Raw genomic sequence first — 20966 nt, forward strand, 5'->3', positions numbered from 1 at the left:
CTATTCCCTTACGGACGGCCGATGGCCTGGTAGTCGATACCGTGCTGACGCACCAGCTTCGGCTCGTAGAGATTGCGCCCGTCAAAAATCACCGGCTGCTTGAGCTTGCCCTTGATGACCTCGAAATCAGGGCTACGGAATTCCTTCCATTCCGTGACGATGATCAGCGCATCGGCACCATCCAGCGCAGCCAGGGGGCTGTCAGCAAATTCCAGCCGGGATTCTCCCTGGAATACCCGGCCGGCCTCATGCATGGCCACGGGGTCGTAGGCCACCACCGTGGCCCCTGCGGCAAAAAGATCAGCCAGCAGGTAACGACTGGGGGCCTCCCGCATGTCGTCGGTATTGGGTTTGAAGGCCAGCCCCCAGAGGGCAAACTTGCGGCCGGCGAGATCTGCGCCAAAGCGGGTCTTGACCTTGGTTGCCAGTACGCGCTTCTGGGCGTCGTTGGCCTCCTCCACCGCATTCAGCACCTTCAGGTCCAGCCCGGCATCGAGACGGGCGGTGCGCTGCAGGGCCTGGACATCCTTGGGGAAGCAGGAGCCGCCGTAGCCGCAGCCAGGATAGAGAAAGTGGTAGCCGATGCGGGGGTCGGAACCGATGCCCAGACGGACCTGCTCAATGTCGGCACCAATATTTTCCGCCAAATTGGCCAGCTCGTTCATGAAGCTGATGCGGGTGGCCAGCATGGCATTGGCGGCATACTTGGTGAGTTCGGCAGAACGGACATCCATGACGATGAGGCGCTCATGATTGCGCTGGAACGGCGCATAGAGCGCCCGCATCAATTCGATGGCCCGGGGATCATCCGCCCCCACCACCACCCGGTCCGGGCGCATAAAATCTTCGACGGCGGCGCCTTCCTTGAGAAACTCTGGATTGGAAACCACGCTGTAAGGGATATCCGCCCCCCGGGCCTGCAGCTCTTCGGCAATGGCAGCACGTACCTTGTCGCCAGTTCCCACGGGCACGGTAGATTTATCCACCACCACCTTGTATTCATCCATGTGGCGGCCGATGTTACGGGCGGCGGCAAGAACGTATTGCAGATCGGCAGAGCCGTCTTCATCCGGCGGGGTACCCACGGCGATGAACTGGATGAGGCCGTGGGCCACGGCCTGGGCCACATCGGTGGTAAAACGCAGACGCCCGGCAGCTACATTGCGCCGGACCATGTCGAGCAACCCAGGTTCGAAGATGGGGATTCCGCCATCATTAAGCAGGCGAATCTTTTCCGGATCCACGTCCAGGCACAAAACGTCGTTGCCGACTTCGGCCAGACAAGTACCGCTCACGAGACCGACATAACCGGTCCCGACAACCGTGACTTTCACATTATTCTCCCTGGAAATTGCCAGACCCCCCGCCGCAGGCCGGCTCAGGGAATCAGGTCGAATTCTTCCGTACGCCGGGGTGGATAGGTTTCCCATCCGCCGCAGGCTGGGCAGCGCCAGTAGAACTGGCGCGCCTTGAAGCCGCAATTATCGCACCGATAGCGGGCCAGGCGACGGGTGTGGTTGTGCACCAGATTGCGCACCAGCTCCATATCCTGGCGCTTTTCCGGCGGAGTACCGGCCAACTGGGCTTCGAGCAGACGATCGAGGCCCAGCATGGTGGGATTGCGACGCAACTCATCCCGCACCAGACGATAAGCGCCCTCCGGCCCTTCGGCTTCCATCACCAGTTGGAAGACCGTATCAAGCAAATCGAGGGAGGGATAGCTGGTGAGATAGCCGCGCAGCAGTTGCAGACCTGCATCCCGCTCCCCCTGGGCGAGATAGGCATCCTGGAGCTTGCGGGCGACGATCGCGAGGTAGGAGGGATTCTGACTCTCGATGCGCTTCCAGGCTTCGATGGCACCCGGCAAGTCCCCTCCCTGCAGCAACAAGTCACCCTGCAGGACGCTAGCACGCACGCAATTGCGGTGCAGGGCCAGAGCGGAATCCAGGTATTGACGCGCCGAATCCGGGCGGGAGTTCATCATTTCCCCCGCAGCCAGTTCGCAGTAATAGTTGGCAATTTCCTTCTGAGTGGCGTACTCGGGCATTTCCTTGCCAATGGCAATCGCCTTCTGCCAATCCTTTTCCTGCTGGTAGATTTCCAGCAGGTTGCGCTTCGCCTCTTCGTCCCGGGAAGTGCCGCGCAGGCGAACAAAGACCTCTTCCGCCCGGTCCAGCAGACCTGCCTTGAGAAAATCCTGCCCCAGTTCAGAGAGGGCCTGGAGTTTTAGTTCCGGCGCCAGGTCAGTACGATCAATTAGGCTTTGGTGCATGCGGATGGAACGCTCGGTTTCCCCCCGCCGACGGAACAGGTTGCCTAGGGCGAAATGCAATTCCACAGTCTGGGGATCCACTTTCACCACTTCGATGAAGGCTTCGATCGCCTTGTCCGGCTGCTCGTTGAGAAGAAAGTTGAGCCCCTGGAAATAGGAACGGGGCAGCGCCCGGGATTCCTTGACCAGATGCTTGATATCGATGCGGGCAGCGGCCCAGCCGAGGACAAAGAACAGCGGGAAAAGCAGCAGCTGCCAATATTCAAATTCGATCATTGGGCCACGGCCTCACCGGCGGGAGGCGGATTGGTACCGGTGACAGGTCCGGGCTTTGCCGCAGGCTTCAAGGAGCGCTCATGCTCCAGATCACGGCGGGCACGGGACAAGTCGCGGCGAAGATGAAAGAGCGTACCCAGTAGGGCAAGAATGCCTAACAGGGTGCCCGCCGCAAAAAAGCCCAGGAGAATGATCACCAGAGGTGCCTGCCACTGGGTATCGAAGAAGAAGCGCAGACTCACCGGATCACTGTTCATGGCAGCAAAACCGAGCAGAAAAATGAATATGAGCAGCCGGATGATCCAGAGCAGGACGCGCATAGCCTTACCTACAAGCAATAAAAAAGGCGGCAACCCCCAGGTTGCCGCCCGCAATCTACCACAGGACGGAGACAAGGTCAGCGTCAGGCGCCCAGGCTGGCTAGCAGCCCCAGGTCCACCCGTTCACGCAACTCCTTACCGGCCTTGAAATGGGGAACGTACTTTTCCGGAACGCTGACTTTTTCCCCTGATTTGGGGTTACGCCCCATTCGCGGCGGACGGTAGTTCAGCGCAAAGCTGCCGAATCCCCGAATCTCGATACGATCACCCTGGGCCAAAGCCTCGGTCATGGCATCGAGAATTTCCTTGACCGCAAAATCAGCGTCTTTCGCCACCAGTTGCGGAAACCGCATGGCCAGGCGGACGATCAGCTCGGATTTGGTCATGCTTAAAGCCTTAAAAGCCCTTCGGAAACACAACACCTTCCGCCGGAAGGAGTCTCCCGGCGGAAGGAAACCAGGCAATTAGCCCTGGTTGGAGCCGTTCAGCTTGGCCTTCAGCAGGGCACCCAGGTTGGTGGTGCCGGAGCTGGCGGAGCTTTCGGAAGCGAACTTCTGCATGGCTTCGTGCTGCTCGGCCTGGTCCTTGGCCTTGATGGACAGGTTCACGTTGCGGGACTTGCGATCCACATTGATGATCATGGCTTCGAGTTCGTCGCCGACCTTGACCAGTTGGGACAGGTCTTCCACACGATCGCGGGAGAACTCGGAAGCGCGCAGGTAACCTTCAACGTCACCTTCCAGTTGCAGCACGGCACCCTTGGCATCAACGGTCTTGACCACGGCACGGACGATGGTGTTCTTCTCGTGGGTGGCAATGTAGTTGGTGTAGGGGTCGCCTTCGAGCTGCTTGATACCCAGGGAGATGCGCTCCTTGTCGGTATCGATGGCCAGCACCACGGCCTGCACTTCGTCGCCCTTCTTGAAGTTGCGGATGGCTTCTTCGCCGGTGGCGCTCCAGGACAGATCGGAGAGGTGCACCAGGCCGTCGATGTTGCCGGGCAGGCCGATGAACACGCCGAAATCGGTGATGGACTTGATCTGGCCGGAAACCTTGTCGCCCTTCTTGTGGTTCTGAGCGAACTCTTCCCAGGGGTTGGCCATGCACTGCTTCATGCCCAGGGAGATACGACGACGGTCTTCGTCGATTTCCAGGATCATGACTTCCACTTCGTCGCCCAGCTGGACAACCTTGGTGGGGTGCACGTTCTTGTTGGTCCAGTCCATTTCGGAGACGTGAACCAAGCCTTCGATACCCTGTTCAATTTCAACGAAAGCACCGTAGTCAGTCAGGTTGGTGACCTTGCCGAACAGACGGGTACCGGAGGGGTAACGACGGGAGATGCCCACCCACGGATCTTCGCCCAGCTGCTTCAGGCCCAGGGACACGCGGTTCTTTTCGGTGTCGAACTTGAGTACCTTGGCGGTGACTTCGTCGCCCACGGCCAGCACTTCGCTGGGGTGACGCACACGACGCCAGGCCAGGTCGGTGATGTGCAGCAGACCATCGATGCCGCCCAGGTCCACGAAGGCGCCGTAGTCGGTGATGTTCTTGACGATACCCTTGACGGTAGCGCCTTCCTGCAGGGTGGACAGCAGCTTCTCGCGCTCTTCGCCCATGGTTTCTTCCAGGACGGCACGGCGGGAAACGACCACGTTGTTACGCTTGCGATCCAGCTTGATGACCTTGAATTCCATGGTCTTGCCTTCGTAAGGAGTGGTGTCCTTGACGGGGCGAATGTCGACCAGGGAGCCGGGCAGGAAGGAGCGGACGCTGTTGGTCATGACGGTCAGACCGCCCTTGACCTTGCCGGTGATGACGCCGGTCACCAGGGTGCCTTCGTTCAGGGCCTTTTCCAGATCGTTCCAGGCGGCGATGCGCTTGGCCTTGTCACGAGACAGGCGGGTCTCGCCGTAGCCGTCTTCCAGCTGTTCGATGGCAACCTGCACGAAGTCGCCAATTTTGGCTTCGACTTCGCCAGCGTCGCTCAGGAACTCTTCGACGGGGATGTAGGATTCGGACTTCAGGCCGGCGTTCACGACGACGAAATTCTGGTCGACGCGCACGACTTCGGCGGTGATCACTTCACCGGAACGCATTTCCTGGCGGGAGAGGCTCTCCTCGAACAGGGCGGCAAAGGATTCTTGGGAAATGGGGGAAGCAGCAGTAGTCATGGAAAAGGTACCCTAACCGCCTGTGCTAGCTGGCGGGAAAAGGTTGAACACCGCCACCGCTCCGGCCTTCCCTTTCGCTGGCACTCCCGGAGGAATGCCATAAAAACGAAAGAAAAAAAGGGCCCGCTTCTTCCAGGAGTCCGAACGTGAAAGGGAGTTTCCGGTCAGGCTGACGAGGCAGAGGCGTGGAGCGGCGACACCAGTCAGGACGCCGAACCGTACCAGTCGAGGACCTGGTCGACCGCCTGGTCGATGGTCAGCCCCGAGGTATCCAGCAGGACGGCATCCGCATTTTGCTGCAAGGGCGCCACGCTCCGTTCGCTATCGCGGCGGTCGCGCTCACGCAAATCCAGCAAAATGGCCTGCATGTTAGCAGGGAAGCCTTTTTCGATCAACTGCTTATAGCGCCTTTCCGCCCGCACCTCAGCACTGGCGGTAAGAAAGACCTTTAGCCGGGAATCGGGAAAGATCACCGAGCCAATATCCCGGCCATCCCCCACTAGGCCGGCGCCGCAGCGAAAGACCCGCTGGCGGAACAGCAGGGCGGCACGGACAGCCGGCAGCGCCGCCACCTTGGAGGCCCCCTGGGACATCTCCTCGGTGCGGATGGCAGACTCCACTTCCTCTCCGTCAAGGCGGATGGAACCTTCGCTGAATACCACATTCAACCCGGCCGCCAGTTCCGCCACACGGTCTTCATTCTCCCAGGCCACGCCGGCCCGGCGGGCCGCCAGGGCAGTCAATCGGTAGAGGGCACCAGAATCCAGATAGCCAAAGCCCAGAGCCGCCGCCACCCGGGCCGCCACTGTCCCCTTGCCAGAAGCGGAGGGGCCATCGATAGCAATTACCGGAACGCTGTAGGTCACCGTCGCCAGGCGCTCGAAGTAATCGGGGAAGGTCTTGGCCACGCATTTGGGATCATTGATGCGCAAGGGCGTGGCAAAAGCGGCCAGGGAAAAGCACATGGCCATGCGGTGGTCGTCATAAGTGTCGATGGCCGCAGGCGTCAGCGCAGGCACCGGTGTCACCTTGAGATAATCGGCCCCCTCCTCCACCACCGCACCAAGCTTCTGCAGTTCTTTGGCCATGGCAGCGATGCGGTCTGTCTCCTTAACCCGCCAGCTGGCAATATTGCGCAGCACCGTAGTGCCTTCGGCAAAGAGAGCGGCGGTGGCCAGGGTCATGGCCGCATCGGGAATGTGGTTGCAGTCCAGATCAATGGCGCAAAGCTTGCCGGAAGCGGGGCCCCGGGATTCTATCCAGTTGGGCCCCATTTCAATTTGAGCGCCCATCAACGCCAGGGCGTCGGCAAAGCGCACGTCGCCCTGGATGGAATCCTTACCCACCCCCTCAACCCGCAGCGGGCCACCACCGATGGCCCCCAGTGCGAGAAAGTAGGAGGCGGAAGAGGCATCCCCTTCCACATAGACGGTTTCCGGAGAAACATAGCGGGCACCGGCCGGCACCACGAAGGCTTGCCAGCCCTCCCGCTTCACCTCAACACCGAAGCGGGCCATGGTGGCCAGGGTGATTTCGATATAGGGCTTGGAAATCAGCTCGCCCACCACTTCCACCCGGGTTTCCACTCCGGTCAGGGGCAGCGCCATGAGCAGTGCAGTAAGGAATTGGCTGGAAACATCACCCCGTACCGGGATAACACCACCGGGGCGGATCTGGGACGGGAAAATCTCCAGGGGCGGAAAACCTTCGTTACCCAGGTAGCGCACATCGGCGCCCAGTTGGCGCAAGCCATCCACCAGATCGCCGATCGGCCGCTCATGCATGCGGGCCACGCCCTTCAAGACATAGTGACCACCGGCCAGAGCCAGAGCGGCAGTGAGGGGCCGGAACGCGGTGCCGGCGTTGCCGAGAAACAACTCCGCCTCCTTGACCGGAAACGCCCCCCCCACCCCACTCACCCGATAGGCGTTATCCCCCAGGGACAGCACCCCGACACCCAGCTGCTGCAGGGCTTCCAGCATGCGCTCAGTGTCATCGGAATGAAGCAGATCACGTACTTCGGTGACGCCTTCGGCCAGGGCCGCCAGCAGCAGGACCCGGTTGGAAATACTCTTCGAACCGGGCAGGCGTACTGTGCCACGAGCAGAAAGAAAGGGGGCGAGGTCGAGGAATTCCATGATCAGAACAATCTTGAAAGGACGGCGGTGGAGCCCGCCACCCAGGGTTTAGTGCTTGCCTTCAGCCCAATCGCGGCGGGCGGTGCGAGCAGTATCGAAGATTTCTTCCAGGCGGGCGCCGTCACCGCCGGCCAGGGCATTGTGCAGCTCGTCCAGCTGGGCGCGATAGCTGTCCAGCTCCAGCAGCAGGGCATCCTTGTTGGCCAGGCAGATATCCCGCCACATTTCCGGATGGCTGGCGGCGATGCGGGTGAAGTCGCGGAAGCCGCTGGCAGCAAAGGTGAAGAACAGGTCCTTGTTCTCCCGCACGGCCAGGTCGTGCACCAGGGCAAAGGACAGCAGATGGGGCAGATGGGAAACTGCTGCGAAGACCCGGTCATGCTCTGCCGGCGTCAGCTCGAACATCTGGGCACCGCACCACTCCCAGGCAGAGCGTACCTTGGCCACATTGAGTACTGAATTTTCCGGCAGGGGCGTCAGCACCACCTTGCGCTCCCGGTAGAGGTCGGCACGGGCAGCAGCGGCACCGGAGTTCTCCGCCCCGGCGATGGGATGGGCCGGCACGAACTGACTGATACGCCCGCCGAAGGCGGCACGGGCGGCAGCCACGACATCACCCTTGGTCGAGCCACCATCGGTCACCACCGTATCGGGCCCCAGATAGGGGGCGATGCGGGCCATGATCTCGGGCATCTGCCCGACCGGCGTGGCCAGCAGCACCAGATCAGCGTCAGGCAGCTCGTGGGCCGGATTGATGCCGGCCCGGTCAATCACCCCCAGATCCAGGGCCTGTTGCAGGGACTTGGGGCTACGCCCGAAGCCCACCACCTCATCCACTGCCCCGGCAGCCTTGAGCCCCAGGGCAAAGGAACCACCGATGAGGCCGACGCCGAAGATGACTACCTTGTTAAATTCCGCCATATGCCTACCTCGTTGCCTGCCCCGTGAAGTACTGTCGCGACCTACCTGCTCCGCCCCATGACGGGGTCAATATACGGCCACAGGGTAGGAGCCGAGCACCTTGAGGTAGGCAGCACGCTGGCCCAGTTCCTCAAGGGCGGACTTGACCCCGGGGTCTTCCCGATGGCCATCCACATCCACGAAAAAGACGTACTCCCAGAGGGTATGGCGGGCGGGGCGGGACTCCAACCGGGTCATGGAAACCCCCGCATCGGCAAAGGGCACCAGCAGGGTGTGCAGGGCCCCGGTGTTATTGGGCGTGGACATGATGAGGGAAGTCTTGTCCTTGCCCGGATTGGAAGGGCCGGCATCGTGGCGGCCCAGCACCACAAAACGGGTGGTGTTGTTGGGCTCATCCTCGATGCTTTCAGCCAGCCGGGGCAGGCTGTAACGCTCTGCCGCTGCCTCGCCGGCAATAGCCGCGGCGCCTTCTTCCTGTGCCGCCATCTGGGCTGCCTGGGCATTGCTGCCGACAGAGATGCGCGGCACGTTGGGCAGATTGCGGTTCAGCCACTCATGGCACTGAGCCAGGGACTGGGCATGGGAATAAACCTTGGTAACACCTTCCAGGGACGGCGCATTGGTCAGCAGATGCTGATGAATGCGCAGCACCACTTCGCCGCAGATTTTCAGGGAGGTGCCAAGGAGCAGGTCCAGCGTCCGGCCGACGGCCCCTTCGGTGGAATTTTCCACCGGCGCCACACCGTAATGGGCGTGGCTGGCTTCCACTTCGCGGAAGACGTCGTCAATGGAAGACTGAGGCAACAGCCGGGCAGCATGGCCAAAGTGCTTGGTGGCGGCACTTTCCGAGAAGGTCCCCAGGGGGCCGAGGAAGGCGATGCCCAGGGGCTGCTCCAGGGACAGGCAGGCTGACATCACCTCACGGAAGAACCAGGTGACACTTTCCCCGGAAAGGGGACCCTGGTTGATGTCCTGGATACGACGCAGAACCTGGGCTTCCCGCTCGGGACGGTAAATAAAACCGGCCTCACCATGGCGGGCCTTGATCTCACCAACCTGCTGGGCACAGCGGGCGCGACGATTGAGGAGTTCCAGCAACTGGGCATCGATGCCGTCGATATCCGCACGCACCACGGACAGTTCGGCCAGGAGATCCTGGTTTTGCTGGTTCGGCTTGTTCTGTTGATCGCTCATGGCTTCAGGCTTTGCGCTTGGCGAAATCTTCCATGTAGGCCACCAGGGCCCTGACCCCATCCAGGGGCATGGCGTTATAGATGGATGCCCGCATGCCGCCGACGGACTTGTGCCCCTTTAGCGCCAGCAAGCCGGCATCCTTGGCCCCAGCCAGGAAATCTGCATCCAGGGCGGCATCGTGCAGGGTAAAGGGCACATTCATTTGGGAACGGCAGGCCACATCCACCGGATTACGGTAAAAACCATTGCTACCGTCGATAGCGGCATACAGCAGGCGCGCCTTCTCGGCATTGATGCGCCCCATCTCGGCCACACCACCAATGCGCTTCAGCCACTGGAACACCAGCCCGGCCACGTAGATGGCAAAGGTCGGCGGGGTGTTCAGCATGGAATCGTGCTTGGCCATGACCTGATAGTCCATGACCTCCGGCAGCCCTGCCGCGGCCTTGCCCAGCAGATCCTCCCGAACGATGGCCAGGGTCAGGCCGGAGGGCCCGATGTTCTTCTGGGCGCCAGCGTAAATCATGGCGTAACGGGAAACGTCCATGGGGCGGGAAAGGATGTGGGAGGACAGATCCCCTACCACCGGCACACCGGCCGGCACGCCCGCCAGGAAGGCTGCCTCATCCAGCACCTCGACACCATGGATGGTTTCATTGGTGCAGAGATGTAGATAGGCCGCATCGGCGTTGACCGAAAAACCGGAAGGTGCCGGCAGCCGAGTGAAACCATCCGCCACGGCCTGCTTGTCTTCAGTATTGGCAATACAGCGAACGGAGGACTCGCCACATACCCGCTGGGCTTCCTTCAATGCCTTTTTGGACCAAGAGCCGGTAACGATATAGTCAGCTTTGCCGCCATTGAGCAGGTTCAGGGGAACCTGGGCGAACTGCTGGGTGGCGCCACCCTGGAGGAACAACACTTTGTAGTTGGCCGGAATGCCCATCAGCTCCCGCAGGTCGGCTTCGGCCTGCTGGGCGATGGACATGAATTCCTTGCCCCGGTGACTCATTTCCATGACGCCACAACCGGCGCCGTGCCAATCCAGCAACTCGTCCTTCACCTGCTCCAGCACTTCGGCGGGCAGGGCCGCCGGGCCGGCACTGAAATTCCACAAGCGCATTACGCCTCCTCGCCGTTACCGCCCGCTTCACCATCGGCAGCCTCAGCGCCCTCGCCTTCCACCAGCTCATCGCCGGCTTCGGCATCGTCGCCTTCGCTTTCAGCTACCTTTTCCAGACCGGAGAGCTTCTCGCCCGCATCCAGGGAAATCAGGGTGACACCCTGAGTAGCCCGGCCCAGTTCGCGGATCTCGGCCACACGGGTGCGGATCAGCACGCCGCCGGTAGTGATGAGCATGACTTCGTCGGCGTCGGTCACCAGCTTGGCAGCAACGATCTTGCCGTTACGTTCGCTGGCGGCGATGGCCATAACGCCCTGGGTGCCGCGGCTGGAGCGACGGAAGTCGCCCAGGCGGGTGCGCTTGCCGTAGCCGTTCTCGGTGGCCACCAGCACGGTTTCTTCTTCACTCTCGGCCACCAACAGGGAAATGACGCTCTGACCTTCCTGCAGCATCATGCCGCGCACGCCGCGGGACTGGCGGCCCATGGGGCGCACCTGGTCCTCGCCGAACCACACGGCCTTGCCGCCATCGGAGACCAGCACGATGTCGCTGCTGCCGGTGGTGAGGTCGGCGCCGATCAGGTAGTCGCCTTCATCCAGATCCACGGCGATGATGCCGGCTTTGCGGGGATTGGAGAAATTGGCCAGAGAGGTTTTCTTCACGGTGCCCTGGACGGTGCACATGAAGACGTACTTGTCGTCGGCGAATTCCTTCACCGGCAGGATGGCGTTGATCTGCTCGCCCTCTTCCATCGGGAACATGTTCACGATGGGCTTGCCCCGGCTGATGCGGCTGCCCTGGGGCACTTCATAGACCTTGAGCCAGTAGACGCGGCCCCGATTGGAGAAGCAGAGGATGTAATCGTGGGTATTGGCCACAAACAGGTGATCGACGAAATCGTCATCCTTGATGGCGGCGGCCTGCTTGCCGCGGCCGCCGCGGCGCTGGGCCCGGTAGTCGGCCAGGGGCTGGGACTTGATGTAGCCGGTGTGGGACAGGGTCACCACCATGTCCTGGGGCGTGATCAGGTCTTCAATACCCAGGTCCTGGGCATAGGTCACGATCTCGGAGCGACGCTCGTCGCCGAACTGGTCGCGGATGGCGGTCAGTTCCTCGCCGATGATCTCGGTGACACGCTCGGGGCGAGCCAGGATGTCCATCAGATCGGCGATCTTTTCCAGCAGTTCCTTGTAGTCGGCGACGATCTTGTCCCGCTCCAGGCCGGTCAGGCGCTGCAGGCGCAATTCCAGAATGGCTTGGGCCTGGGCTTCGGTAAGGCGATAGCCCTGGGCGGAGAGGCCGTACTCGGGGGCGATACCTTCGGGACGGGTGGCATCCAGGCGGGCCCGGGCCAGCATTTCGGTGACGGTGGCGGAAACCCACATGCGGGCCATCAGCTCGCGGCGGGCATCGGCCGGAGTAGGCGCAGCCTTGATCAGGGCGATGATCTCGTCCACATTGTCCAGGGCCACGGCCAGGCCTTCCTGGGTGTGGGCCTTTTCCCGGGCCTTGCGCAATTCGAAGACGGTGCGGCGATTGAGCACTTCGCGGCGGTGGGCCAGGAAGCATTCGAGCATCTGCTTCAGGTTGAGCAGGCGCGGCTGGCCGTCCACCAGGGCCACCATGTTCATGCCAAAAGTGTCCTGCAGCTGGGTCATCTTGAACAGGTTGTTCAGGACCACTTCGGGCATCTCGCCCCGCTTCAGCTCGATCACCACCCGCATGCCGGACTTGTCGGACTCGTCCCGCAGGTCGGAGATGCCTTCGATGCGCTTTTCGTTGACCAGCTCACCGATCTTTTCCAGCAGGGTGCGCTTGTTAACCTGGTAGGGCAGCTCGTCGATGATCAGGGCCTGACGGTTGCCCTTGTCCAGGTCTTCGACGTGGGTCTTGGCCCGCATCACCACCCGACCACGGCCGGTACGATAGCCCTCGCGCACACCGACGATGCCGTAGATGATGCCGGCGGTGGGGAAGTCGGGGGCCGGGATGATGTCGATCAGCTCGTCGATGGTCAGGTTCGGGTTCTGCAGCAGGGCCAGACAGGCCGCCACCACCTCGTTCAGGTTGTGGGGCGGGATGTTGGTCGCCATACCCACGGCGATACCGGAAGAGCCATTGATCAGCAGGTTGGGAATACGGGCCGGCAGGATCAGGGGCTCCTGTTCGGAGCCGTCGTAGTTGGGGCCGAAGTCGACGGTTTCCTTGTCGATGTCTTCCAGCAGCTGATGCCCGATGCGGGCCATGCGCACTTCCGTGTACCGCATGGCGGCAGCGTTGTCGCCGTCCACCGAACCGAAGTTGCCCTGGCCATCAACCAGCATGTAGCGCAGGGAGAAGTCCTGGGCCATGCGCACGATGGTGTCGTACACCGCCGTGTCGCCGTGGGGGTGGTACTTACCGATGACGTCACCGACGATACGGGCGGACTTCTTGTAGGCCTTGTTCCAGTCGTTGCCCAGTTCATGCATGGCAAACAGCACCCGGCGATGCACGGGCTTGAGGCCATCCCGCACATCCGGCAGCGCCCGGCCGACGATCACGCTCATGGCGTAATCCAGGTAGGAACGGCGCATTTCCTCTTCGAGGCTGATTGGCAGGGTTTCTTTGGCGAATTGATCCATAGGTCTCGGGCGGCCGCCGGGGCGGCACTGGGAGGGTATCCGGTGGAAATAAAGGGTGGGATTCTAGCACGCCGGCCACCCGCCCGGCAGGCGCGGCCCCGCCCGGCGGAATATTCTGAAGGAATAGGGAAAGCCCTGGCCGACAGCGGTTGTATGCGCTGCCAATCTTTGGTTAAATCGCCCATACATTGCCGTATGTGCAATGCCCGGCACAAAAGGCCAGACAAGGCCGCCACCCAAAGCAAACCCCACGAGGAGGGACAAATCTTGAAAAAACACCAACTCATCGCTGCCATTGCCGCCCTGGGCGCCATCGCTGGCGCCACCCAGACCCTGGCCCAAACCCCTACCGCCGCCTATCTCACGGATACGCGCAACGTCGTTGCCAAGAGCGGCTTCGGCCTCTGCTGGCGCACCAGTTCATGGACGCCGGCCGCCGCCATAGCCGAATGCGATGGCGACCTGGTCAAGGCAGCCCCGGCCGCCGCCGCAGCGCCCGCTGCTGCTGCTGCCGCGCCGAAGAAGTGCGACTTCACCACCACCCTGCAGAGTGACGAGCTTTTCGCCTTCAACAAGGCCACCCTGACAGCCGCTGCCCGCAAGCGCCTCGACAGCGACGTGGTAGGCAAGCTGGCCTCTTGTGCCTCGGTATCCATGGTCATGATTACCGGCCACACCGACCGCCTGGGCAGCCAGGAATACAACCAGAAGCTCTCCGAAAAGCGCGCTGACGCAGTCAAGGCCCACCTGCTCAAACAGGGCGTTCCGGCTGACACGGTGGACACCATGGGCGCCGGCAAGACGCAGCCGGCCCAGGGCGTCAAATGCGATGACAGCCAGCCCCGCCAGAAACTCATTACCTGCCTGGCGCCCAACCGCCGGGTGGTGATTGAAGTCAAGGGCACCGCCAAGTAACTCTTCCCATCTTCAGCCCCGCCATCCTGGCGGGGCTTTTTATTTTCGATGACATTTTCCACCCCACCCCGCCCCGTCGACCTGCTTATCGAAGCACGCTGGATCATTCCGGTCGAGCCCGCCGGCATCACCCTTGAAAACCACGCGGTAGCCATCACCGATGGCAAGATTGTTGCCGTCCTGCCCCAGAGCGCCGCCCGTGAGGAACTGTCTCCAGCGAAGACCGTTCAACTGGGAGAGCAACTTCTTATCCCCGGTCTCGTCAATCTACACACCCATGCCGCCATGACGTTACTGCGCGGTCTGGCCGACGACCAACCGCTCATGACCTGGCTGCAGGAACATATCTGGCCCGCCGAAAGCCGCTTTGTTTCCCGGGAATTCGTCCGGGACGGCACTCGTCTGGCCGCGGCGGAAATGCTGCGCAGTGGAACCACCTGCTTTAGCGACATGTACTTTTTCCCCCGGGAGGCAGCCGAAGCAGCCGTGGAAATGGGCATCCGCAGCGCCCAGGGGCTGGTGGTCCTGGATTTCCCCAACGCCTATGCCAGCGATGCCGAAGACTATCTGGACAAGGGCCTGACAACCCGGGACGCCCTGCGGGACGAACCCCTGCTGTCCTTCTGCCTCGCGCCCCACGCCCCCTATACGGTCAGCAACGCCACCTTCGAGCGGGTCCTGACCCTGGCGGAACAACTGGATATTCCGATTCATCTCCATCTTCACGAGACGGAAGATGAAATCCAGGGCAGCCTGACCCAGTACGGTGTCCGCCCGGTAGCGCGCCTACAAGGGTTGGGGCTCCTCAGCCCCAGCCTTATCGCCGTCCATGCCGTCCATCTGCTGCCAGACGAAATCCAGATCTTGGCTGCGCACAACTGCTCCATCGCCCACTGCCCGGCCTCCAACCTCAAGCTGGGCAGTGGCATAGCACCGGTTGCCGCCATGCTGCAGGCTGGAATCAATGTCGGAATCGGCACCGATGGTGCCGCCAGCAACAACCGCCTCGATCTCCTTTCGGAGTTGCGCCTGGCTTGCCTACTGGCCAAGGGCAGCAGCCGGAATGCACGGGTCATGAGCGCCCATGTCGCGCTACGCATGGCCACGCTCAATGGCGCCCAGGCCCTGGGACTTCAGGAAAAAATCGGCTCCATCGAAACCGGCAAGGCTGCCGACCTCTGCGCCATCGGCCTACAACACCCTGAACTCGCCCCCTGCTACGACCCTGCATCCCACGCCATCCATGCGGCGGGCAGGGAACACGTATCCCACGTCTGGGTTGCAGGCCAATTACGGGTGGAGAATGGCTCCCTGTGCGGAATTGGGAAAAATGATTTGATCAGGCTGGCGAAAGTATGGCAGAATAAAATTCGAGATTAGTCTCGGGCCAAGCCCATGGAAAAATAAGGGTTGCGCCGTTGCTGATTCAGCTGCCTTTCACGAACACGAGGTAAATGAGAGATGACCAACAAATTCGCCAAAAAGTCCCTGCTGGTTCTGCTTGCCGCCGGCCTGAGCCTGGGCGCCACCGTGGCCCAAGCCCAAACCACCGACAAGAGTGCCTATCTGACCGACGTCCGTAACGAAGTTGCCCGTAGCGGTTTCGGCCTCTGCTGGCGCACCGGCTACTGGACCCCCGCCGCCGCCATCGCCGAGTGCGATCCCGATCTGGTCAAGGCCGCTACCGCCAAGGCTGCCGACGCTGCCGGCGTGAAGCCCGCTTCTGCCAAGATCACCCTGTCCGCCGACGCCCTGTTCGACTTCGACAAGGCTGTGCTGCGCGCTGAAGGTAAGTCCAAGCTGGACGAACTGGTGACCAAGGCCAAGGCCATCAACCTGGAAGTGATCATCGCCGTGGGTCATGCTGACCGTATCGGTAAGGATGCTTACAATCAGAAGCTGTCCGAGCGTCGCGCTGCCGCCGTTAAGGAATACCTGGTGAGCAAGGGCATCGAAGCCAACCGCGTTTACACCGAAGGCAAGGGCGAAAAGCAGCCCGTGACCGGCGACAAGTGCGGCAAGAGCGAAAAGAAGACCAAGGCCCTGATCGAGTGCCTGCAACCTGACCGTCGCGTTGAAATCGAAGTGATCGGTACCAAGTAATACTGGCCCGTTCCTCGAAAAAGCCCTGCATTAGCAGGGCTTTTTTCTTTCAACGCTGAGCTTCAACGCTCCTCGCACCTGCCCCATTACCTGATTACCGCATCTGATAATTTTCTGCGTCATACCGCCATGATCAACGCCGACCCCACCGAACTCCAGAAATTCAGTGACCTGGCCCACCGCTGGTGGGACCCGAAGAGCGAATTCAAGCCGCTCCACGACATCAACCCGCTGCGCCTGCAGTGGATTGACGACTACGTCAGCCTGGCCGGCAAGAAGGTCCTGGATGTTGGCTGTGGAGGCGGCCTGCTGAGTGAAGGCATGGCCGAATGCGGCGCCCAGGTCACCGGTATCGACCTATCGGAAAAAGCGCTGGGTGTCGCCAAACTACATCTGCTGGAAAGTGGCCGCAGCGTTGACTATCGCCACATTTCCGCCGAAGAACTCGCTGCCCAGGAACCCGGAACCTTTGATGCCGTCACCTGCCTGGAAATGCTGGAACACGTTCCCGACCCAGCCAGCACGGTGGCTGCCTGCGCCCGACTGGTGAAGCCCGGCGGCCAGGTATTCCTCTCCACCCTAAATCGCAATCCCAAGGCTTATCTCTTCGCGGTGATTGGTGCCGAATACCTGCTCAAACTGCTCCCCAAGGGCACCCACGACTACGCCAAGTTCATCAAGCCCTCTGAACTCTCTCGCCACTGCAAGGCTGCCGACCTTGAGGTCAGCGAACTCATCGGCATGAGTTACAACCCCCTGACCCAGCAATACACTCTGGGCCGCGACACCTCGGTGAACTACCTCATGCGCACCGTGCGCAATGCCTGACGCCGTCCTCTTCGATCTGGACGGTACCCTGGCCGATACGGCGCCCGACCTGGGCGCCGCACTCAACCGGGTGCGCGAGGAACACCACCTCCCTCCCCTGCCTCTCGATTTGCTGCGCCCCCACACCTCCCAGGGGGGCCGCGGACTGCTCCGGGAAGGCATGGGACTTCTTCCCGACCATCCAACCTACCCGGCCTCATACGCCCGCTTCCTGGCCCATTACGAGGCTGGAATCTGTCATCAGACCGTGCTTTTTCCCGGCATGGCCGCCGCACTTGAAGAGCTGGAACGCCACAGCATCCCCTGGGGCGTTGTCACCAACAAGAGCCTGCACCTCACCCACCTCCTGCTGGAGAAAATGGGTCTGGCCCGGCGTTGTGCCTGTATTGTCGGTGGCGACTCGACGCCCCACCCCAAACCAGCCCCAGACCCCCTGCTGCTGGCAGCACAGCAGATTCGGCTCTCCCCGCAGGCCTGCCTCTACCTGGGAGATGATGTGCGAGACGTCCAGGCCGGCAATGCCTGCGCCATGACCACCGTCGCCGTGCGCTGGGGCTATCTGGGTACCGCCAGTCGCCCCGAAGACTGGGGTGCCCACCATCTCATCGACCACCCCTGCGAAATTCCCGGTCTTCTCGGCCTGCCGTGCTAGAATTCGTGTCGCGTTAGGAACTTCTGGCCGAAAGGCCGATCTACCGCATACAAGCTGACACCGATTTCACCTGGGGCCGACCTGGCTTCGACGTGGGTTGCGAAGCAGCGCAGGGCATACCGAGGCCCAGTTACCTCGTAAATCCATCTGGAAGCAACTAAACGCCAACGACGAGCGTTTCGCTCTCGCCGCTTAACCCGGCGAGCTCTGCACCGGTACTCTGATGGGCCGGGCTGGGCAACCAGCAGCAGAGTCATTCACATCAGATAAGGTCGATCTCCGCCACGTGGAAAGACTCGAAAATTTCAGTGGATCGTCTGTCACCAGCCTGCCCGTCGGCGGGTGACCGGCTAAATCAAACGGCGAGGCTAAGTATGTAGAACTGTCTGTAGAGGACTTGCGGACGGGGGTTCGATCCCCCCCGGCTCCACCAAATAAGAGGCCCGAATGCGAAAGCATCCGGGCCTTTTTCTTTATATCTCGGTCTATTTGCGGCTGAATTGCGAATATCGTTTTACAGCGTTGCCCGGCCCAGAACGCTTCCCTCCTCACCGGATGGGCCGGTAATCACACCTGAAACTGGGCTCAACGATCTCCGGGTGAAAAAAAAAACGGCAGGCTGAGACCTGCCGTTTTTTGCTGTTCCAGCCGAGAGGCCGGTACTCACGCCTTACTAAAGCGCATTACTCCGCCCTGGTCGCAAGTCACCTGGATGGTGTCCTTGGGTCCGAAATTACCTTCGAGAATCTGCTTGGCCAGGGGGTTCTCGATGTGCTGCTGGATGGCCCGCTTCAGCGGACGGGCACCGAAGACCGGGTCGAAGCCGGCCTTGGCCAGTTCGTCCAGGGCAGAGTCGGAGACTTCCAGGCGCATTTCCAGCTGGGCCACGCGCTTCTCCAGATAGCCGAGCTGGATGCGGGCGATGTTGCGGATGTTCTTTTCGTCCAGGCTGTGGAAGACCACGGCCTCGTCGATGCGGTTGATGAACTCGGGACGGAAGTAGGTCTTCACTTCGCCCATCACCGCCAGCTTCACTACCTGATAGTCGTCGCCGGCCATCTGCTGGATCATCTGGCTGCCCAGGTTGGAGGTCATGACGATCACCGTGTTCTTGAAATCCACGGTGCGGCCCTGGCCGTCGGTCATGCGGCCGTCGTCGAGCACCTGCAAGAGCACGTTGAAGACGTCCGGGTGGGCCTTTTCCACCTCGTCCAGCAGGATCACGCTGTAGGGCTTGCGGCGCACGGCTTCCGTCAGGGTGCCGCCCTCTTCATAGCCAACGTAGCCCGGAGGCGCGCCGATGAGGCGGGCCACGGAGTGCTTCTCCATGAACTCACTCATGTCGATGCGGATCAGGTGCTCTTCGGAATCGAAGAGGAACTCGGCCAGGGCCTTGCACAGCTCGGTCTTGCCGACGCCGGTGGGGCCCAGGAAGAGGAAGGAGCCGTAGGGCCGGTTGGGGTCGCTCAAACCGGCGCGGGAGCGGCGGATGGCGTCGGACACCAGGCGCACGGCCTCGTCCTGGCCCACCACCCGGTTGTGCAGGCGGTCTTCCATTTTCAGCAGCTTGTCCCGCTCACCCTGCATCATCTTGGAGACGGGAATGCCGGTGGCCCGGCTCACCACTTCAGCGATTTCCTCGGCGCCCACCTGGGTGCGCAGCAGCTTGTTCTGCTGCTGTCCACCTTCGCTGGCCTTCTCGGCCACCTTGAGCTGGGCTTCGAGCTGGGGCAGCTTGCCGTATTGCAGTTCGGCCACCTTTTCCAGCTTGCCTTCGCGCTGCAGCTTGGCGATCTCGGCCTTGATCTTGTCGATCTCTTCCTTGACGTGGGCGGCGCCGTGGACCTGGGCCTTCTCGGCCTTCCACACTTCCTCCAGGTCGGAATATTCCTTCTGCAGCTTGGCGATTTCGTCCTCGATCAGGCCGAAGCGCTTCTTCGAGGCTTCGTCCTTCTCCTTCTTCACAGCTTCCCGCTCGATCTTCAGCTGGATGATGCGGCGGTCCAGCTTGTCCATCACTTCCGGCTTGGAGTCGATTTCCATCTTGATGCGGGCGGCGGCCTCGTCGATGAGGTCGATGGCCTTGTCCGGCAGGAAGCGGTCGGTGATGTAGCGGTGACTCAGTTCTGCCGCGGCGACGATGGCCGGGTCGGTGATGTCCACGCCGTGGTGCAGCTCGTACTTCTCCTGCAGGCCGCGCAGGATGGCGATGGTGGCCTCCACGGAAGGCTCATCCACCAGCACCTTCTGGAAGCGGCGCTCCAGGGCGGCATCCTTCTCGATGTACTTGCGGTATTCGTCCAGGGTGGTGGCGCCGATGCAGTGCAGCTCGCCCCGGGCCAGGGCGGGCTTGAGCATGTTGCCGGCATCGATGGCGCCCTCGGCCTTGCCGGCGCCGACCATGGTGTGAATTTCGTCAATGAAGAGAATGATGCGGCCTTCATCCTTGGCGATGTCGTTGAGCACGGCCTTGAGGCGCTCCTCGAACTCGCCCCGGTATTTGGCGCCGGCCAGTAGGCCAGCCATGTCCAGCACCAGCACCTTCTTGCCCTTCAGGGTTTCCGGCACCTCGTCATTGACGATGCGCTGGGCCAGGCCCTCGACGATGGCGGTCTTGCCGACGCCGGGCTCGCCGATCAGCACCGGGTTGTTCTTGGTACGGCGCTGCAAAATTTGAATGGCGCGACGGATTTCGTCGTCCCGGCCGATCACCGGGTCCAGCTTGCCCTGGGCGGCCCGCTCGGTGAGGTCCACGCAGTATTTCTTCAAGGATTCACGCTGGCCTTCGGCCTCCTGGCTGTCCACGCCCTGGCCGCCGCGCACGGCATCGATGGCGGCTTCCAGGGGTTTCTTCTCCAGGCCGTATTGTTTGGCAATGCGCGCGGTCTCCCCCTTGTCGCCGGTGAGGGCGAGCAAGAACATTTCACTGGCGATGAACTGGTCGCCCCGCTTCTGGGCTTCCTTGTCGGTGAGGTTGAGCAGGTTGGTCAGGTCCCGGCCCACGGTGACATCGCCGCCGTGGCCTTCCACCTTGGGCAGGCGGGCGATGGCCTGTTCCAGGGCGGTGCGCAAGGGCGGCACGTTGGCGCCGGCCCGGGCCAGCAGGGAGGTGGTGCCGCCATCATCCTGGTTAAGCAGAGCCAGCAGCAGGTGGCTGGGGTCGATGAACTGGTTGTCGGCACCGATAGCCAGGCTCTGGGCATCGGAGAGGGCTTGCTGGAATTTGGTGGTGAACTTGTCGAAACGCATGGCGTGCAATCCTTTCGCAAACGCGGAATCGGTATGGCCCCTACATGGGGGTGGCCCGGGCCATTTCAATTGGCCATCGAAAAATTCCGTGATGTCTTCGTCCAGACTATCCCGCGCAACCCATGCCACCTGCCTAATTTTTATGAAGGTCCGCGCCAGTAAAGGAGATCAGAGGCA

The 20966-nt window shown here is 61.7% G+C and carries 16 protein-coding genes and 1 other RNA gene; 6 read left to right on the forward strand and 11 right to left on the reverse strand.

Annotation, left to right across the window (positions count from 1 at the left end):
- Positions 1-8 precede the first annotated feature (8 nt).
- From AZSI13_RS10345 to gyrA, 10 genes are all read right to left on the reverse strand, one after another.
- Complete coding sequence (locus AZSI13_RS10345; RefSeq protein ID WP_109041091.1) at positions 9-1334, reverse strand: UDP-glucose/GDP-mannose dehydrogenase family protein; 1326 nt, start codon at positions 1332-1334, stop codon at positions 9-11.
- 44 nt (positions 1335-1378) lie between these two features.
- A complete protein-coding gene (lapB, locus tag AZSI13_RS10350) occupies positions 1379-2548 on the reverse strand; it encodes a lipopolysaccharide assembly protein LapB (RefSeq protein WP_201262351.1) in 1170 nt (389 codons plus the stop codon).
- A complete protein-coding gene (locus tag AZSI13_RS10355) occupies positions 2545-2868 on the reverse strand; it encodes a lipopolysaccharide assembly LapA domain-containing protein (protein ID WP_109041092.1) in 324 nt (107 codons plus the stop codon). Before AZSI13_RS10355 ends, lapB begins: the two co-directional genes overlap by 4 nt.
- An 83-nt stretch (positions 2869-2951) precedes the next feature.
- Positions 2952-3254, reverse strand: coding sequence for an integration host factor subunit beta (locus AZSI13_RS10360; RefSeq protein ID WP_109041093.1), 303 nt, complete (start codon positions 3252-3254; stop codon positions 2952-2954).
- A gap of 78 nt (positions 3255-3332) precedes the next feature.
- Positions 3333-5042, reverse strand: coding sequence for a 30S ribosomal protein S1 (gene rpsA / locus AZSI13_RS10365; RefSeq protein WP_109041094.1), 1710 nt, complete (start codon positions 5040-5042; stop codon positions 3333-3335).
- Positions 5043-5245: 203 nt separating this feature from the next.
- Positions 5246-7180, reverse strand: a complete 1935-nt coding sequence (locus AZSI13_RS10370; RefSeq protein ID WP_109041095.1) for a bifunctional 3-phosphoshikimate 1-carboxyvinyltransferase/cytidylate kinase — start codon at positions 7178-7180, stop codon at positions 5246-5248.
- 48 nt (positions 7181-7228) lie between these two features.
- Positions 7229-8101 carry a prephenate dehydrogenase/arogenate dehydrogenase family protein gene (locus AZSI13_RS10375; protein ID WP_109041096.1) on the reverse strand — a complete coding sequence of 291 codons (873 nt, stop codon included), beginning with the start codon at positions 8099-8101 and terminating at the stop codon, positions 7229-7231.
- A gap of 66 nt (positions 8102-8167) precedes the next feature.
- The gene (pheA, locus tag AZSI13_RS10380; protein WP_109041097.1) at positions 8168-9295 is read right to left on the reverse strand and encodes a prephenate dehydratase; all 1128 of its coding nucleotides are present in this window, start codon (positions 9293-9295) and stop codon (positions 8168-8170) included.
- 4 nt (positions 9296-9299) lie between these two features.
- A complete protein-coding gene (gene serC / locus AZSI13_RS10385; protein ID WP_109041098.1) occupies positions 9300-10418 on the reverse strand; it encodes a 3-phosphoserine/phosphohydroxythreonine transaminase in 1119 nt (372 codons plus the stop codon).
- Entirely contained in the window at positions 10418-13042 is a 2625-nt protein-coding gene (gyrA, locus tag AZSI13_RS10390) for a DNA gyrase subunit A (RefSeq protein WP_109041099.1), read from the reverse strand. Before gyrA ends, serC begins: the two co-directional genes overlap by 1 nt.
- A 267-nt stretch (positions 13043-13309) precedes the next feature.
- On the opposite strand from gyrA, the gene AZSI13_RS10395 reads away from it, so the two are divergent.
- The 6 genes from AZSI13_RS10395 (at position 13310) to ssrA (ending at position 17973) form a co-directional block, all read left to right on the forward strand.
- Positions 13310-13957, forward strand: a complete 648-nt coding sequence (locus AZSI13_RS10395) for an OmpA family protein (RefSeq protein WP_235609731.1) — start codon at positions 13310-13312, stop codon at positions 13955-13957.
- A gap of 48 nt (positions 13958-14005) precedes the next feature.
- The gene (locus AZSI13_RS10400) at positions 14006-15337 is read left to right on the forward strand and encodes a TRZ/ATZ family hydrolase (RefSeq protein WP_109041101.1); all 1332 of its coding nucleotides are present in this window, start codon (positions 14006-14008) and stop codon (positions 15335-15337) included.
- An 81-nt stretch (positions 15338-15418) separates the two neighbouring features.
- Positions 15419-16060, forward strand: coding sequence for an outer membrane protein OmpA (gene ompA / locus AZSI13_RS10405; RefSeq protein ID WP_109041102.1), 642 nt, complete (start codon positions 15419-15421; stop codon positions 16058-16060).
- Positions 16061-16189: 129 nt separating this feature from the next.
- Entirely contained in the window at positions 16190-16888 is a 699-nt protein-coding gene (gene ubiG / locus AZSI13_RS10410) for a bifunctional 2-polyprenyl-6-hydroxyphenol methylase/3-demethylubiquinol 3-O-methyltransferase UbiG (RefSeq protein WP_109041103.1), read from the forward strand.
- The gene (locus AZSI13_RS10415; protein ID WP_109041104.1) at positions 16881-17540 is read left to right on the forward strand and encodes an HAD family hydrolase; all 660 of its coding nucleotides are present in this window, start codon (positions 16881-16883) and stop codon (positions 17538-17540) included. Before ubiG ends, AZSI13_RS10415 begins: the two co-directional genes overlap by 8 nt.
- A gap of 72 nt (positions 17541-17612) precedes the next feature.
- Positions 17613-17973: a transfer-messenger RNA gene (ssrA, locus tag AZSI13_RS10420) on the forward strand.
- Positions 17974-18203: 230 nt separating this feature from the next.
- Here ssrA and clpB read toward each other — a convergent pair.
- Positions 18204-20789: an ATP-dependent chaperone ClpB gene (gene clpB / locus AZSI13_RS10425; protein WP_109041105.1), complete on the reverse strand. Its 2586-nt coding sequence runs from the start codon at positions 20787-20789 to the stop codon at positions 18204-18206.
- Positions 20790-20966 lie beyond the last annotated feature (177 nt).

Source organism: Azospira sp. I13, from assembly GCF_003112695.1.
Lineage (GTDB): Bacteria > Pseudomonadota > Gammaproteobacteria > Burkholderiales > Rhodocyclaceae > Azospira.

Coding starts and splice junctions, on each gene's coding strand:
- lapB (WP_201262351.1), bottom strand. CDS start 2,548: ATGATCGAATTTGAATATTGGCAGCTGCTGCTTTTCCCGCTGTTCTTT.
- serC (WP_109041098.1), bottom strand. CDS start 10,418: ATGCGCTTGTGGAATTTCAGTGCCGGCCCGGCGGCCCTGCCCGCCGAA.
- AZSI13_RS10370 (WP_109041095.1), bottom strand. CDS start 7,180: ATGGAATTCCTCGACCTCGCCCCCTTTCTTTCTGCTCGTGGCACAGTA.
- ubiG (WP_109041103.1), top strand. CDS start 16,190: ATGATCAACGCCGACCCCACCGAACTCCAGAAATTCAGTGACCTGGCC.
- pheA (WP_109041097.1), bottom strand. CDS start 9,295: ATGAGCGATCAACAGAACAAGCCGAACCAGCAAAACCAGGATCTCCTG.
- AZSI13_RS10400 (WP_109041101.1), top strand. CDS start 14,006: ATGACATTTTCCACCCCACCCCGCCCCGTCGACCTGCTTATCGAAGCA.
- ompA (WP_109041102.1), top strand. CDS start 15,419: ATGACCAACAAATTCGCCAAAAAGTCCCTGCTGGTTCTGCTTGCCGCC.
- clpB (WP_109041105.1), bottom strand. CDS start 20,789: ATGCGTTTCGACAAGTTCACCACCAAATTCCAGCAAGCCCTCTCCGAT.
- AZSI13_RS10375 (WP_109041096.1), bottom strand. CDS start 8,101: ATGGCGGAATTTAACAAGGTAGTCATCTTCGGCGTCGGCCTCATCGGT.
- gyrA (WP_109041099.1), bottom strand. CDS start 13,042: ATGGATCAATTCGCCAAAGAAACCCTGCCAATCAGCCTCGAAGAGGAA.
- rpsA (WP_109041094.1), bottom strand. CDS start 5,042: ATGACTACTGCTGCTTCCCCCATTTCCCAAGAATCCTTTGCCGCCCTG.
- AZSI13_RS10360 (WP_109041093.1), bottom strand. CDS start 3,254: ATGACCAAATCCGAGCTGATCGTCCGCCTGGCCATGCGGTTTCCGCAA.
- AZSI13_RS10355 (WP_109041092.1), bottom strand. CDS start 2,868: ATGCGCGTCCTGCTCTGGATCATCCGGCTGCTCATATTCATTTTTCTG.
- AZSI13_RS10415 (WP_109041104.1), top strand. CDS start 16,881: ATGCCTGACGCCGTCCTCTTCGATCTGGACGGTACCCTGGCCGATACG.